Source organism: Bradyrhizobium sp. KB893862 SZCCT0404 (assembly GCF_018130885.1).
In the GTDB taxonomy this organism is placed as follows: Bacteria; Pseudomonadota; Alphaproteobacteria; order Rhizobiales; family Xanthobacteraceae; genus Bradyrhizobium; species Bradyrhizobium stylosanthis.
On sequence record NZ_JAFCLT010000015.1, the window covers coordinates 1 to 14,424 of the forward strand.

The 14,424-nt window shown below is 65.8% G+C and carries 11 protein-coding genes; 5 read left to right on the plus strand and 6 right to left on the minus strand.

The features are described from left to right. Positions 1–127 precede the first annotated feature (127 nt). A complete protein-coding gene (gene atzF, locus JQ617_RS36500; protein WP_212030579.1) occupies positions 128–1,936 on the minus strand; it encodes an allophanate hydrolase in 1,809 nt (602 codons plus the stop codon). A gap of 192 nt (positions 1,937–2,128) precedes the next feature. Beyond that, on the minus strand, positions 2,129–2,623 hold the full coding sequence (locus tag JQ617_RS36505) for a MarR family winged helix-turn-helix transcriptional regulator (protein ID WP_212030580.1): 495 nt from the start codon (positions 2,621–2,623) through the stop codon (positions 2,129–2,131). 150 nt (positions 2,624–2,773) lie between these two features. Here JQ617_RS36505 and JQ617_RS36510 point away from each other — a divergent pair, with 150 nt between their 5' ends. Continuing rightward, positions 2,774–4,621 carry a feruloyl-CoA synthase gene (locus tag JQ617_RS36510; protein ID WP_212030581.1) on the plus strand — a complete coding sequence of 616 codons (1,848 nt, stop codon included), beginning with the start codon at positions 2,774–2,776 and terminating at the stop codon, positions 4,619–4,621. Positions 4,622–5,132: 511 nt separating this feature from the next. Here the strand turns inward: JQ617_RS36510 and JQ617_RS36515 are convergent. Beyond that, complete coding sequence (locus JQ617_RS36515; protein ID WP_212030582.1) at positions 5,133–5,639, minus strand: MarR family winged helix-turn-helix transcriptional regulator; 507 nt, start codon at positions 5,637–5,639, stop codon at positions 5,133–5,135. Positions 5,640–5,722: 83 nt separating this feature from the next. On the opposite strand from JQ617_RS36515, the gene JQ617_RS36520 reads away from it, so the two are divergent. From JQ617_RS36520 to JQ617_RS36530, 3 genes are read left to right on the plus strand one after another with little or no spacing between them, the layout of a single operon-like run. After that, positions 5,723–6,931, plus strand: coding sequence for a cytochrome P450 (locus JQ617_RS36520; protein ID WP_212030583.1), 1,209 nt, complete (start codon positions 5,723–5,725; stop codon positions 6,929–6,931). Between the two features lie 12 nt (positions 6,932–6,943). Beyond that, entirely contained in the window at positions 6,944–7,267 is a 324-nt protein-coding gene (locus JQ617_RS36525) for a 2Fe-2S iron-sulfur cluster-binding protein (protein WP_212030584.1), read from the plus strand. A gap of 50 nt (positions 7,268–7,317) precedes the next feature. Then, entirely contained in the window at positions 7,318–8,529 is a 1,212-nt protein-coding gene (locus JQ617_RS36530; protein ID WP_212030683.1) for an ABC transporter substrate-binding protein, read from the plus strand. Between the two features lie 226 nt (positions 8,530–8,755). Here JQ617_RS36530 and JQ617_RS36535 read toward each other — a convergent pair whose 3' ends face one another. Further along, the gene (locus JQ617_RS36535) at positions 8,756–10,018 is read right to left on the minus strand and encodes an NAD(P)/FAD-dependent oxidoreductase (protein ID WP_212030585.1); all 1,263 of its coding nucleotides are present in this window, start codon (positions 10,016–10,018) and stop codon (positions 8,756–8,758) included. A 298-nt stretch (positions 10,019–10,316) separates the two neighbouring features. On the opposite strand from JQ617_RS36535, the gene JQ617_RS36540 reads away from it, so the two are divergent. Beyond that, complete coding sequence (locus tag JQ617_RS36540; protein WP_212030586.1) at positions 10,317–11,489, plus strand: ABC transporter substrate-binding protein; 1,173 nt, start codon at positions 10,317–10,319, stop codon at positions 11,487–11,489. Between the two features lie 323 nt (positions 11,490–11,812). On the opposite strand, the gene JQ617_RS36545 is transcribed toward JQ617_RS36540, so the two are convergent. Beyond that, positions 11,813–13,684 (minus strand): bifunctional sugar phosphate isomerase/epimerase/4-hydroxyphenylpyruvate dioxygenase family protein, encoded by a 1,872-nt coding sequence (locus tag JQ617_RS36545; RefSeq protein WP_212030587.1) that lies wholly within the window; start codon positions 13,682–13,684, stop codon positions 11,813–11,815. Beyond that, positions 13,681–14,418: an ABC transporter ATP-binding protein gene (locus JQ617_RS36550; RefSeq protein ID WP_212030588.1), complete on the minus strand. Its 738-nt coding sequence runs from the start codon at positions 14,416–14,418 to the stop codon at positions 13,681–13,683. The genes JQ617_RS36545 and JQ617_RS36550 overlap by 4 nt, the downstream gene beginning before the upstream one ends. Between the last annotated feature and the right edge of the window lie 6 nt (positions 14,419–14,424).

The following is a 14,424-nucleotide window of genomic DNA, read 5'->3' on the forward strand; positions in this document are numbered from 1 at the left end:
GCTACTAACCGTCCTCAACGCCATGATGCGCGAAAGGAAGCCCTACCTAAAGGCCAAGCCGACATAACAGTTGCCGGTTCGGCAGCGCATCACTGCGTGATGCGCTGCGCCCGGGACACGAGACCGGTTACGCCTTCGCGCCTTCCGCCATGAACTTCCGCCAGCCGCCATACGCCGTGATCTCCCGCGCCTCGCCCAGCACCTCCGGCTCGACGAGAAAACCCTTCGCGCTGCGGCCGTCGGCAAGCCGGATCGTGCCGATCGCCATCGGCGCGGGAATGGCATTGACGAACTTGCCGAAGGCGGCCGCCGACAGCGACCAGATCTCCAGCTCGATCGACGCGCCCGTGCCGGCCGCAACGCGCAGCAGGCCCGGCTTCGGCGGCGTGGTGTTGAGCGCATAGAGCTTGTAGTCGGGCGCGGTCTTGGTCGCCTCGATCAGCTTTCCGCTGAGTGCGGTCAACTCACCGTTCAACGCCATGCCGGAGAGATGCGCGCCGACAACGGCGATCGGGATTTCATCACCGCTGCTTGCAGGGAGCGGCGCGAGCGCAGGGTGCGCCACGCCCTTAGCGCCAACCGTCAGCTTCGTATCCGCATGGAAGACGCGGCCGATGCTCGCGAGCATTGCATCACGCCCCGCAGGCGCCAGCAGCGTGATGCCGAAGGGAATCCCGTCATTGCGCATCGACGCCGGTATCGCCAGGCCGCAGAGGTCGAGCAGGTTGACAAAATTGGTGTAGGTGCCGAGCCGGCTGTTGAGCTCGATCGGATTGGCCAGCACCTGCGCGGTCGTATAGGCCGTCGGCGCGGTCGGCAGTATCAGCGCGTCGATGTTCGCAAACGTGCGCTCGGCGATCTTGCGCAGGCCCTGCAGGCGGTAGAGCGCGGAGAAGGTTTCCGCCGCGGTCAACCGCGCGCCGGCCGCGGTGATCTCGCGCGTCACCGGATGAATCGAATCCGGCGCCGAGGCCAGCAGGTTCTTGATGACGAGATAGCGCTCGGCGACCCACGGTCCCTCATAGAGCAGCCGCGCGGTCTCGTAGAGCGGCTCGAGGTCGAACTCGACCAGCTCTGCGCCGAGCGCGGTCCAGCGCTTCAGCGCATCGGCGTAAGCGGTTTCCGCCTTCTTGTCGCCGAAGAAGATCAGCTGCCCGTTGCGCGGCACGCCCAGACGAAGGTTTGCGGGGAGAGGCGTGATCGCGCCGAGCGGCCGGTCGCGCGAGAACGGATCGGCCTGGTCGGGCCCGGCCATCACGGAGAGCGCGAGTGCGGCATCGTCCACCGACAGTGCGAACACCGAGATGCAGTCGAGCGTGCGGCAGGCCGGCACGAGGCCCGCGGTCGATATCATGCCGAGGCTCGGCTTCAGCCCGACGATGTTGTTGAGCATTGCCGGCACGCGGCCGCTGCCGGCGGTGTCGGTGCCCAGCGACAGCGGCACGAGCCCCGCGCCGACCGCGACCGCCGAGCCCGAGCTCGATCCGCCGGGGATGAGCTCCTCGCGGATAGAGTTCCTGGGGATGCCGTAGGGCGAGCGCACGCCGACGAGGCCGGTTGCGAACTGATCGAGATTGGTCTTGCCGATGATGATGGCGCCGGCCGCGCGCAGGCGCTGCACCGCGGTCGAGTCGTGTACGGGCGTATAGGAGAAATCAGGGCAGGCCGCGGTGGTCGGAAACCCCAGCGCGTCGATATTGTCCTTCACCGCGACGGGCACGCCGTAGAGCGGCAGGCTGGCTGCGTCCGCGCGCGCCGCGAGCGTCTCGGCCTCCGCGATGGCGTCCTTCTCGTCGCGCAGGCTGATGAACACGGCGGGGTCGTTGTGGTCGCGGATGCGCTGATAGGTCCGCGCGATCGTCTCGGCCGGCGTCATCGTTCCCGCGCGATGCGCGGCCACAATCGCGGCGATCGTTTCAGGCTGCTCAGCCCCCATGGTCACAAAACTCCGGCAACAGGTCTCACCCGATTGAAGCAAGCGATGTGCCATTGTGTACATTATCCGGGCAGCGCGGTCGCTCCGGATATTATCGTGAGATCATAGGCTTGGGCGAGACGCCGAGCGGCAAGCAGGCTATTGCGTCGGCGCCCGGTTCGGGGCATCTGCCCAAATCGTGGGCAGGCCGGATCAGGTGAAGCCGGCGAGGATGCGAAGCAGCTGCTCCCGGTTCTCCTTCCCGATCTTGTCCTCGACGTGCCGCTCGTGCTCGGCAGCCAGCCGCTTGAACTTCGCCAGCGCCGTCTCGCCCTGGCTGGTGAGGTGCAGCGCGTGCGAGCGCCGGTCCGCCTTCGACTTGACCCGCTTGACGTATTTGCGCTGCTCGAGGCTGTCGAGCAGATGCACCAGGCGGGCGCGCTCGATGCCGAGACGTTTTGCCACTGCCATCTGCGACAGGCCCGGATTGGCGCCGATCACCGTCAGCACCGAGTATTGCGTCGGCCGGATGTCGACGTCGCCCAGCGTCCTGATGAAGTCCTGGAAGATCCAGATCTGGAAGCGCCGCACCGCGTAGCCGGCATGACCGACCAGGGCGTCGAGGCCGATCTCGTCGGCATCGGCGGGCCGCGCGGCGCCGTTGCCGGATCGTTTGCGCGGTCGCGTCTGGGCTGCGGTGGCTGTCAATTTGTCTCTCCTGCCGCGCAACCCTAGCGCCTCGACGGCCGGAGTGGAAGATTGTTGTTGACGACAACAATTGCGGTGGACGACATTATGGCCAAGGCAGCCCGGAATGAGGCTGCGTCCGATCCGGAACGTCCGGGCGAGGAGGAAACCATGACGTCGGCCCCACGCGGCGATGCGTCGGATCTGTTCGCGGCGCCTAAAACCGTCGCCGAGCATCGCCCTGATGGCAGCATCGTGCTGCGCTCGTCCGAACCCTTGGGCGAGAGCGCGCGCTGCATCGGTGACTGGCTGGAGCATTTTGCGCGGCAGACGCCCGATACGATCTTCCTCGCCGAGCGTGACGGCGCCGATGCGCCCTGGGCCACCATGACCTATTCGGGTGCCTTGCGGCGGGTCCGTGCGGCCGCGTCGTGGATTCTGGCGCAGAAGCTCAGCGCGGAGCGTCCGGTCGTCATTCTCTCCGACAACAGCATCGATCACGCGCTGCTTGCGCTCGCCGCCCAGCATGTCGGCGTGCCTTCGGCCGCGATCTCGCCGGCCTATTCGTTGATGTCCAGGGATTTCGACAAGCTGAAAAGCATGATCGCGCTGCTTCAGCCCGGCGCGATCTATGTCTCCGCGACGAAGCCGTTCGCGGCGGCGCTCGCTGCGATCAGGCCGCTGCACAACGCGCAGATCATCAGCGGCAATGCCGGCGATGCCGATGCGCTCGCCTTCCGCGCCATCGCGGCGACGCCGGAGACTCCCGATGTCGCATCGGCCTTCGCCGCCGTGACGCCTGATACGATCGCAAAATTCCTGTTCACTTCGGGCTCGACCGGCACGCCGAAAGCGGTCATCAACACCCAGCGCATGCTGACCTCGAGCCAGCAGGCCAAGGCGCAGACCTGGACTTTCCTCGCGCAGGACCGCGACCTCGTCATCCTCGATTGGCTGCCCTGGAGCCACACCTTCGGCGCCAACCACAATTTCAACCTCGTGCTGCGCAACGGCGGCTCGCTCTACATCGATGGCGGCAAGCCTGCGCCCGGCCTGTTTGCGACGTCGCTCGCCAATCTGAAGAGCGTGATGCCGACGGTCTATTTCAACGTGCCGCGCGGCTTCGACATGCTGATCGCGGCATTGCGCGGCGACGAGGAGTTGCGTCGCCGTTTCTTCAGCGAGGTGAAGTTCGCCTTCTATGCCGGCGCGGCGCTGCCGCAGAATCTCTGGGACGCGCTCGAGCAGCTTTCCGTGGAGACCGTCGGCCGTCCGCTGCCGATGGTTTCGGCCTGGGGCTCGACTGAAACCTCGCCGCTCGCGACCGACTGCCATTTCCTCGCCGAACGCTCCGGCAATATCGGCGTGCCGATTCCCGGCACCGAGCTGAAGCTGGTCGCGTCTGGCGACAAGCTGGAGGTGCGTGTGCGCGGTCCAAACGTCACGCCGGGCTATTGGAAGGCGCCCGAGTTGACGAAGCAGGCGTTCGACGAGGAGGGGTTCTATCTCATCGGCGATGCCGTGAAGCTTGCCGACGGCGCGCGGCCGGAGCGCGGGCTGTTCTTCGACGGGCGCGTCGCCGAGGACTTCAAGCTCAATTCCGGCACCTGGGTCAGCGTCGGCACGCTGCGCGTTGCCGGCATCGCCGCGCTGGCGCCGCTCGCGCAGGACATCGTCGTGGCAGGTCATGGCGGCGACGAGGTACGCTTCCTGGTGTTCCCGAACATTGCCGCCTGCCGCGCCCATGCCGGTCTGCCTGAGACGGCGGCCGTGGTCGATGTGCTGGCCCATGCCAAGGTCCGCAGCGCCATCGCGCAGGGCCTGGTAAAGCTGAAGCAGCAGGGTGCGAACTCCTCCGGCCACGCCACGCGCGCGCTGCTGCTCGCGGAGCCGCCATCGGTGGACGGCGGCGAGATCACCGACAAGGGCTACATCAACCAGCGCGCCGTGCTGACGCGGCGGTCGGATGCGGTGGCGCGGTTGAATGATGAGGCGTCGGGGGAGTGGGTGGGGCTCTAACGAGTAAAGCGTCTCTCGCCGCATTGACTCGTCTCGTGCCCCGGACGCAGCGCAGCACGTAAGTGATGCGCTGCAGAGCCGGGGCCCATCTCTCCTGGTGTGCGCGGCCGCATGGGTCCCGGCTCTGCGCAGCAGCGTTTCACGCTGCAGCGCGTCCGGGACACGAGAGCTCATTGGTTGGGCGCATCTGTTTCCATACCGTCATTGCGAGCGCAGCGAAGCAATCCAGCTCTTTTTCTGCGGAGGGATTCTGGATTGCTTCGTCGCAAGAGCTCCTCGCAATGACGGGGAGAGGTAAGCGCCCGATACGCCAACCATCCTGTCGCAATATCCTGCCGATTCTTTTGTTGCCTAAGCAACTAATCTGTGCGAACCGTTCCAGACAAGGACGACGGCGGGTGAACCGGTGCGTCCGATCTCGGAGGAAACAATGCTCGGCAGGAATGGTGCCGTGGGCAAGCGCGGGCGCATGCCCGGCGATGCCGGCGCGACGCGAGCGCGGCGCGGTGTGTCAGGTGTAGCTGCTGTCCGTCACGGCGCCGAGATTCTCGTGCAGCCGGCGCAGCAGGTCGATCAGCACCTCGCGCTCGTCCTTGCTGAGGCAGGACAGCAGCCGCCGCTCGCGCTCGAACGCCGCCACGATCACCTTGTCATGCGTGGCGCGGCCCCTCGCGGTCAGCGAGATCGAATGGGTGCGGCCGTCGTTGGGGTCGGTGCGGATCGAGACCAGCCCGCGCTTCTCCAGGCCCGCGAGCGTCCGGCTCACCGGGCCCTTGTCGAAGCCGATGACGTGGCAGATGCGCGAGGCGGGAATGCCGGGCTCGATCGCCAGCAGCGACATGATCCGCCATTCCGTGACGTTGACGCCGAATTGCTTCTGATAGAACGCGGTCGCGCTGTTCGACAGCTTGTTGGCGATGAAGGTGACGAACGCCGGGACGTAACGGTCGAGATCGAGCGTCGGTCCCGCATCATTGGGCGCGGGCTTTTGGCGGGCTCTGGTCGAGGACGGCGGCATATCGGGTTTCTGACTCGCGGCGTGCCCGCAGACCTAAGGGCATGCGCCGCCCTTTCACAAGATCAAAATGAGGGAGGACTTCAATGAGCGCACCCGGCTCCGCCGTATCGGGCGTCCCGCATCTCGACGTCGATCCCTTCGACATGACATTTTTCGCCGACCCCTATCCCACGCATGAGCGGCTGCGTGAGGCGGGGCCGGTGGTCTATCTCGACAAATGGAAGGTCTACGGCGTGGCGCGCTATGCCGAGGTCCATGCCGTGCTGAACGATCCCGCCACCTTCTGCTCCAGCCGCGGCGTCGGGCTGTCCGATTTCAAGAAGGAGACGCCGTGGCGGCCGCCGAGCCTGATTCTGGAGGCCGATCCCCCCGCGCACACCCGCACCCGTGCCGTGCTGTCGAAGGTGCTGTCGCCGACCGTGATGAAGCAGGTGCGCGACCGTTTTGCGGCGGCGGCCGAGGAGCGGGTGGATGCCCTGATCGACAAGCGCAGTTTCGATGCGATCACCGACCTCGCGGAAGCCTATCCGCTGTCGATCTTTCCAGATGCGCTCGGTCTGAAAGCCGAGGGCCGCGAGCATCTCATTCCCTATGCGAGCGTCGTGTTCAACGCGTTCGGTCCGCCCAACCAGCTCCGCCAGGAGGCGATCGAGCGATCGATGCCGCACCAGGCCTACGTCGCCGAGCAATGCCAGCGCGACAATCTTGCGCCCGGAGGTTTTGGCGCCTGCATTCATGCGCAGGTCGACGAGGGCGCCATCACGGCCACCGAGGCGCCGCTCCTGGTTCGCTCGCTGCTGTCGGCGGGGCTCGACACCACCGTCAACGGCATTGGCGCGGCGGTCTATTGTCTCGCCCGCTTTCCCGATCAGTGGCAGCGCCTGCGCAACGATCTCTCGCTGGCGCGCGGCGCCTTCGAGGAGGCGGTGCGCTTCGAGAGCCCGGTGCAGACTTTCTTCCGCACCACCACGCGCGAGGTCGAGCTGTCGGGCGCGCGGATCGGCGAGGGCGAGAAGGTGCTGATGTTCCTCGCCGCCGCCAATCGCGATCCGAGGCGGTGGGACAGCCCCGACAGCTACGACATCACCCGCCGCACCTCCGGTCATGTCGGCTTCGGCTCCGGCATCCACATGTGCGTCGGCCAGCTCGTCGCGCGCCTCGAAGGCGAGGTGATGCTGACGGCGCTGGCACGCCGCATCGCAAAGATCGAGATCACGGGCGAGCCGAAGCGCCGCTTCAACAACACGCTGCGCGGGCTCGACAGCCTGCCTGTCACCATCACCCCGGCCTGACGAGGAGTCTTGATGCCCGCCATCACCTTCATTCATCCCGACGGCAAGTCCGATCGCGTCGAGACCTCGGGCGGCGAGAGCGCCATGCAGGCCGCGACCCGGCACGGCCTCGACGGCGTCCTGGCCGAATGCGGCGGCAATGCCATGTGCGCGACTTGCCACGTCTATGTCGACGAAAGCTGGCTCGCGCGCCTGCCCGCGGTCGCCGACGATGAAGACGCGCTGCTCGACGGCACGGCCGCCGAGCGGCTGCCGAACAGCCGGCTGTCCTGCCAGATCCACATCACGCCCGAACTCGACGGGCTGGTGTTGCGGCTGCCGGAGCGGCAGATCTGAATTTCGATGTGCCGGCAACGACCGGCAGCCAACAAACAGGGGAGGGAATGATGAAGCATTTGAAGTGGACGCTCGCGCTGGCCGCGAGCCTGGCAACCGGCGCGGCGAGCGCGGAGATCTCGGACAACGTCGTACGCATCGGCGTGCTCAACGACATCTCCGGCATTTTCCAGGACACCAACGGAATGGGCTCGGTCGAGGCCGCGCGCATGGCGGCAGAGGATTTCAACGGCGGGGCTAAGGGCATCAAGGTCGAGATCGTCTATGCCGACCACCAGAACAAGGCCGACGTCGGCAACGCCATCGCGCGCAAATGGCTCGACGTCGAGGGTGTCGACGCCATCGTCGACGTGCCGAACTCGGCGGTTGGCCTGTCCATCAACACGCTGCTGCGCGACAGCCGCATGACCTTCCTGGCGTCGTCCACCGCAAGCTCCGATCTCACCGGCAAGGCCTGCTCGCCCAACACCATCCAGTGGGTCAACGACGCCTGGGCGACCGGCAACACCACGGCTGCCGCGATGATGTCGCGCGGCGGCAAGGATTGGTATTTCCTCACGGTCGATTATGCGCTCGGCAAGGGCATCGAGGCGGAGGCGCAGAAATACATCGAGGGTCACGGCGGCAAGGTGCTGGGCTCCTCGAAGCATCCGCTCGGCACGTCGGACTTCGCCTCCTTCCTGCTGCAGGCCCAGAGTTCGAAGGCGCAGGTGATTGGCCTTGCCAATGCCGGCGGCGACACCATCAACGCGGTGAAGCAGGCCGCCGAGTTCGGCATTCAGCAGAGCGGGCAGAAGCTCGTCGCGTTCCTGCTCTTCATCAACGACGTCCACGGCATGGGCATCAAGGTCGCGCAGGGCCTCCAGCTCATGGAAGCCTTCTACTGGGACATGAACGACGACACCCGCGCCTTCGCCAAACGCTTCGCCGCGCGGCCGGGCATGAACGGCAAGATGCCGAGCGGCAACCAGGCCGGCGTCTACGCCTCCACGCTCGCCTATCTCAACGCGGTTGCCGCCACCGGCAGCGACAATGCCAAGGACGCCGTGCCCGAGATGAAGAAGTTCAAAGGCAAGGACAAGCTGTTCGGCGACACCACGATCCGCCAGGACGGCCGCGTCGTGCATCCGATGTACCTGTTCGAGGTGAAGAAGCCGGAGGAATCGAAATACCCCTACGATTATTACAAGCTGGTCTCGACGATTCCCGCCGACCAGGCGTTCCGGCCGCTGACGGAAGGCGGGTGCGAGCTGGTGAAGTAGAGGGAGCTGTTGCGACGAGCGCCTCTGCACCCTCTCCCCTTGCGGGAGAGGGTGGCTTCGCGAAGCGAAGCCGGGTGAGGGGTTCTCTCCTCGCAAACGGTCTTGCGAGTGGAGACATACCCCTCATCCGGCGCCGTAGCCGAAGCTTCGCTTCGGCGTTCACTTTAGAACGGCGGCCGAGGGCCGCCTACGCCACCTTCTCCCGCAAGGGGAGAAGGAAGAAAGCCTACACCACCTTGCTCGACCCCTGCGTGATCAACCGCGCCGCCCGCTGGTCCCGGGAGTAGATCCAGAGCCAGCTCAGCGCCACGCTGAGGCGGTGGCGCAGGCCGATCAGGAAGTAGATGTGGGCGATGCCCCAGATCCACCATGCGATGGTTCCGCGCAGCTTCACCTTGCCGAAATCGATCACGGCGAGCCGCTTGCCGATTTGCGCGAGGCTGCCGGAGTGCTTGTAGCGGAACGCTCCCTTGTTCTCGCCGCGCAGCCGCGCCTTGATGGTCTCGGCGACATGGCGTCCCTGTTGCTTGGCCGCCGGCGCGATGCCGGGCACCGGCTTGCCGTCCCAGGCATTGATGTTGACGGTGTCGCCGATCGCGAAAATCTCGGGATGGCCGGGAATGGTGAGATCGTCCTCCACCTGCACCCGCCCGGCGCGATCGCTCGGTGCGCCCAGCCATTCGGCCGCGGGCGAGGCGCGCACGCCGGCGGCCCAGATCCGTGTCTTGGCCTCCAGCAGCTCGCCGCCGTAAACGACACCCTCGCGGTTGATCTCGGTGACGGCCTGTCCCAGCACGACCTCGACGCCGATCTTCTCCAGCGAGGCCTGCGCATAGGCCGACAGATCGTCCGGAAAGCCCGCGAGCACGCGCGGATCGGCCTCGATCAGCACGACGCGCGCCTTGTGGGTGTCGATGTTGCGGAAGTCGGCGGGCAGGGTGTGATGCGCCATCTCGGCGATGGTGCCGGCGAGCTCGACGCCGGTCGGGCCGGCGCCGACGATGACGAAGGTCAGGCGCGCGGCGCGCCGCTTCGGATCGGTCTCGCGCTCGGCGCGCTCGAAGGCCACCAGGATGTGCCGGCGCAGCGTGGTCGCGTCTTCCAGCGTCTTCAGGCCGGGCGCCCATGCCTCCCACTCGTCGTGGCCGAAATATGCGTGGCGCGCGCCGGTGGCCAGCACCAGCGTGTCGTACGGCACCTCGCTGCCGTCGTCGATCAGCACGCAGCGCCGCTCGGCATCGACGCCGCTGACGGTCGCGAACAGCGTCGTCACCTCGCGGCGGTCACGCATGAGATGGCGGATCGGCCAGGCGATCTCGCTGGTCGCGAGCGATGCGGTCGCGACCTGGTAGAGCAGCGGCTGAAACAGATGATGGTTGCGCCGGTCGATCAGCGTGATCTCGACCGGGGCGCCCGCGAGACGGTAGGTGGTCTCCAGGCCGCCGAAGCCGGCTCCGACGATGACGACGCGGTGGGGATTGGCGGCCATGATGCACCCTCGAATCTCGCTGCTGCTCACCTTCATTTAAGTGCGGATTGGTCGCCGCGGTCCAATAGTCGTCATCAATCGCCGCATTGGCCTGATGTATCGATCCGGCGCGAAAAGCGCCGCAGGCTTGGCCGAAGTGAGTAGAATTATATTTCTTGCCATCCCCGATTGGGGCGAAATATGGTGCAGGGGCAGGCGCTGAGCCATTGGCGGCTCGACAGATTTTGCGTTCAATAGAGACAGGCCCGGGGCGGCGATCACCCCGTTTCCGGGACCAATAATAAGGAGGGGAGTGGTTATGAGGACGGCATTCTGGCTGGCGGGCGCAGCGGCGCTGGTGCTGGCGAGCCCGGCATTCGCCGGCGACACCATCAAGATCGGTTTCGTCTCGACCTTCAGCGGCCCGACCGCCGTGATCGGCAACGACATGCGCAATTCCTTCGAGCTCGCGCTCGACCATCTCGGGCGCAAGATGGGCGGCAAGACGGTCGAGGTGATCTACGAGGACGACGGCCAGAAGCCCGATGTCGGCAAGCAGAAGACCGAGAAGCTGGTGCAGTCCGACAAGGTCGACTTCATCGTCGGCTATATCTGGTCGAACGTGCTGCTGGCCTCGCTCAAGACCGCGGTCGATTCCAAGACCTTCCTGGTCTCGGCCAATGCCGGTCCGTCGCAGCTCGCCGGCGAGCTGTGCAGCCCTTACGTTTTCTCGACCTCCTGGCAGAACGACCAGACGCCCGCCGCCATGGGCCTCTACATGAACCAGAAGGGCGTCAAGAGCGTGTTCCTGATCGGGCCGAACTACGCGGCCGGCAAGGATATGCTCGCGGGTGTGAAGAGCACCTTCAAGGGCGAGATCAAGGGCGAGGAATACACGGTCTGGCCGAGCCAGCTCGACTTCTCCGCCGAGCTCTCCAAGGCCCGCGCCTCGGGCGCCGAGTCGATCTTCGTGTTCTATCCCGGTGCCGCCGGCGTGCAGTTCCTCAATCAATATGCGCAGGCCGGCCTGAAGAGCACGATGCCGCTCTACACCGCCTTCACCGTCGACGAGCTGTCGCTGCCGCTGCAGAAGGAGAACGCGTTAGGGGTTCCCGGCGCGCAGGAATGGGTCAACGACCTCCCCAACGAGCAGAACAAGCGCTTCGTCGCCGACTACCGCAAGAAGTACACCAACCTGCGCCCGACCTATTACGGCGCGCAATCCTATGACGCGGCCCAGCTCATCAACAGCGCCGTGGTCGCGGTGAAGGGCGACACCAGCAAGAAGGACGAGATGAAGGCCGAGATGGAGAAGGCCAACTTCAAGTCGCTGCGCGGTGCGTTCAAATACGGCAACAACCACATCCCGGTGCAGAGCTTCTACCTGCAGGACGTGGTCAAGGATGCCGAGGGCCAGCTCGCGCTGAAGACCGTCGCCACCATCGTGGAGAACGACCAGGATCGCTTCCACGACAAGTGCGCGATGAAGTGAGCTGACCTCTCTCCTCCGTCATTGCGAGCGCAGCGAAGCAATCCAGAATTCCCCTGTGGGACGACTCTGGATTGCTTCGTCGCTTCGCTCCTCGCAAGGACGATGTGGATGGAGCTCTTCCTTCTCCCCTTGCGGGAGAAGGTGGCAAAGGCGGCCTTCGGCCGCCGTTTCCAAGAACGCCGAAGCAATGCTTCGGCTAGGGCGCCGGATGAGGGGTATCTCTCCGCGAAGTCATTTCCATCGAGTTCGCGGATAGATACCCCTCACCCGTCTCGCCGCTACGCGGCGAGCCACCCTCTCCCGCAGGGGGAGAGGGAAAGAGGCTAAACCCGCGGCATGCTCGCCGGGCGCACTTCGCGGGCCTGTGCTGCCAGCCTGATGCCGGCGTTGGCCGCGCCAAATCCCTGATAGTTCCTGCGCTCGACGATCTCGAAGAAGAAGCGTTCGTCGAAGATGTGGGTGTAGACCTGGAAGAATTCGCCGTCGCCTTCGCGGTCGTAGAGGATGTGGTTGGCGCGCAGCTGCGCCATCAGATCGGGGGCGAGGTCGTATTTGGCTTCGATGTCGTCGTAATAGTTGTCGGGGATATCCAGGAAGTCCGCGCCGCGCTTGCGCATCTCCGCGACCGTCGCAAAGATGTCCCGGCACGAGAACGCAACGTGCTGCACGCCGGAGCCGAAGAACTCGGAGATGAAGCGCGCTGGCAGGGTGCGGTTGGCGGAAGAGCCGTTGAGCACGAAACGCAGGCTCTGGTCGGCGTTGATGATGGCCTGGCTCTGCACCAGGCCCCGGGGATCGGCGATCTCCATCTGCGGCAGCCGCTTGAGGTCGAGGATGCCGGTGTAGAACAACAGCCAGGACAGCATCTCGTCATAGGGCATCGACTGCGCGATGTGGTCGACGGCGAGCAGGGCATCCGTGCTGGCATCGCTTGCGACAGGCTCGAAATCGGTGTCCCAGTTCTTGCCGGCCTGATCGAGGAAATAAAGCAGGCTGCCGCCGACGCCGTGGATCGCGGGGATCTCCAGCTCGCCCGGCCCGACCGGCTGGTAGAAGGTGCGCGCCTTCAGCGTCTCGGCACGCTGCATGGCAAGGCCGGCATTGTCGACGTCGAGCGCGATGGCGCAGACGCCGGGACCGTGGGTGACGTAGTGCGAATGCGCGAAGCCGTCGGTCTCGCAATTGATGACGATCTCGATCTTGCCCTGCGACCAGCGCTCCACCGCCTTGCTGCGGTGCTTGCCGGTCTTGCGAAAGCCGAGCTGCGAGAACAGGCGGGCGAGATCGCCGGCCTTTGTCTCGTTGACGGCGAACTCGATGAATCCCGTGCCTCCGCTCCTGGCCTTCGGCGCCAGCGGCTCGGCGGCAAATTTCGGCCAGTCCGGCGCGAGCTGGTCCTCCAGCAGGATCAGCGAACGCAGGCCGTCGACCGCGGTCTGCGCGGCCGAGCCGGCGCGGAACTGGTCGTTGAAGATCTCCAGCGACAGCGGCCCGGCATAGCCGGTCGCCGCGATCGCCTGCATGAACTCGCCGACCGGCAGGTCGCCCTGGCCGGGAAAGGAGCGGAAGTGCCGGCTCCACGACAGGATGTCGAGCTCGAGCTTCGGCGCGTCCGCGAGCTGCACCAGGAAGATCTTGTCGCCGGGGATCGAGGCCATGGCGCGGACCGGAAAGCCCGGCGCCAGCGCATGAAAGCTGTCGAGGATGACGCCGATGGCGGGGTGGTCGGCGCGCCGCACGATCTCCCAGGCATCGCGATAGTCGTTGACGTGGCGGCCCCATGCCAGCGCCTCGTAGCCGACGCGAAGACCCCGCTTGGCCGCGCGATCGCCGAGCTCGCGGAAATCGTTCGCGGCGCGGTCGATGCCGCCGAGCGAGGCGGGCGACACGTTGGAGCAGATCAGCAGCAGGTCGGTGCCGAGCTCCTGCATCAAATCAAATTTACGCTCGGCGCGGGCGAAGTTGCGCGAGCGCTGCGGCTCCGGCATGCCCTCGAAATCGCGGAACGGCTGGAACGCGCAGATTTTCAGGTTGAGATCGCCGCAGAGCCTGGCGATGTCGCGCGGGCCCGCGCCGAACGACAGCAGATCGTTCTCGAAGATCTCGACTTCATCGAAGCCGGCGGCGGCGATGGCGCGGAGCTTCTCGTCCAGCGCCCCCGAGAGGGAGACGGTCGCGATCGAGCGCTTGGTCATGCTGCATTGTCCTCCATCGCGCCGCCCAGGAACAATTGTCCGATGCGGGGATCATTCAGAATGCGCTTGGCGTCGTCGACCATCCGGGTCTGGCCAAGCTCGAGCACGATGCCGATGTCGGAGATCTCCAGCGCCGAGCGCGCGTTCTGCTCGATCATCAGGATGGTGACGCCGCGGTCGCGCAAGCTCTTGAGGATGTCGAAGGTCTGCTGCACCATCAGCGGCGAGAGACCGATCGAGGGTTCGTCGATCAGCACGAGCTTGGGTTCGAGCAGCAGCGAGCGGGCGATCTCGAGCTGCTTCTGCTCGCCGCCTGATAGCGTCGAGGCTTGCTGGGTCGATTTGCGGCGCAGTGCCGGGAATAGGTCGAGGGCCGCCTCGATGCGGCTCGGCAGGTCGAGGCCCTTGCCGGCGGCGACGCCGCCGAGCTCGATGTTGTGCCGCACCGACAGCTCGGGGAAGATGTTGCGGCCCTGCGGCACATAGCAGATGCCGGCATTGAGCAGCGCGCGCTGGCTCAAATTGGTGACGTCGCTCCCCGCAAAGCTGACCTTGCCCTCGCGCAGCTTCAGCAGGCCGAAGATCGCCTTGAACACGGTGGACTTGCCGGCGCCGTTCGGGCCGATGATGGTGGTGATGGTCGCCTGCGGCACGGCGAAGCTGGTGCCGTTCAGGATCGTCATCTTGCCGTAGCCGCCGACGAGGTTGTGAACCGAGAGGATAGGATCGCCCATGGTTGC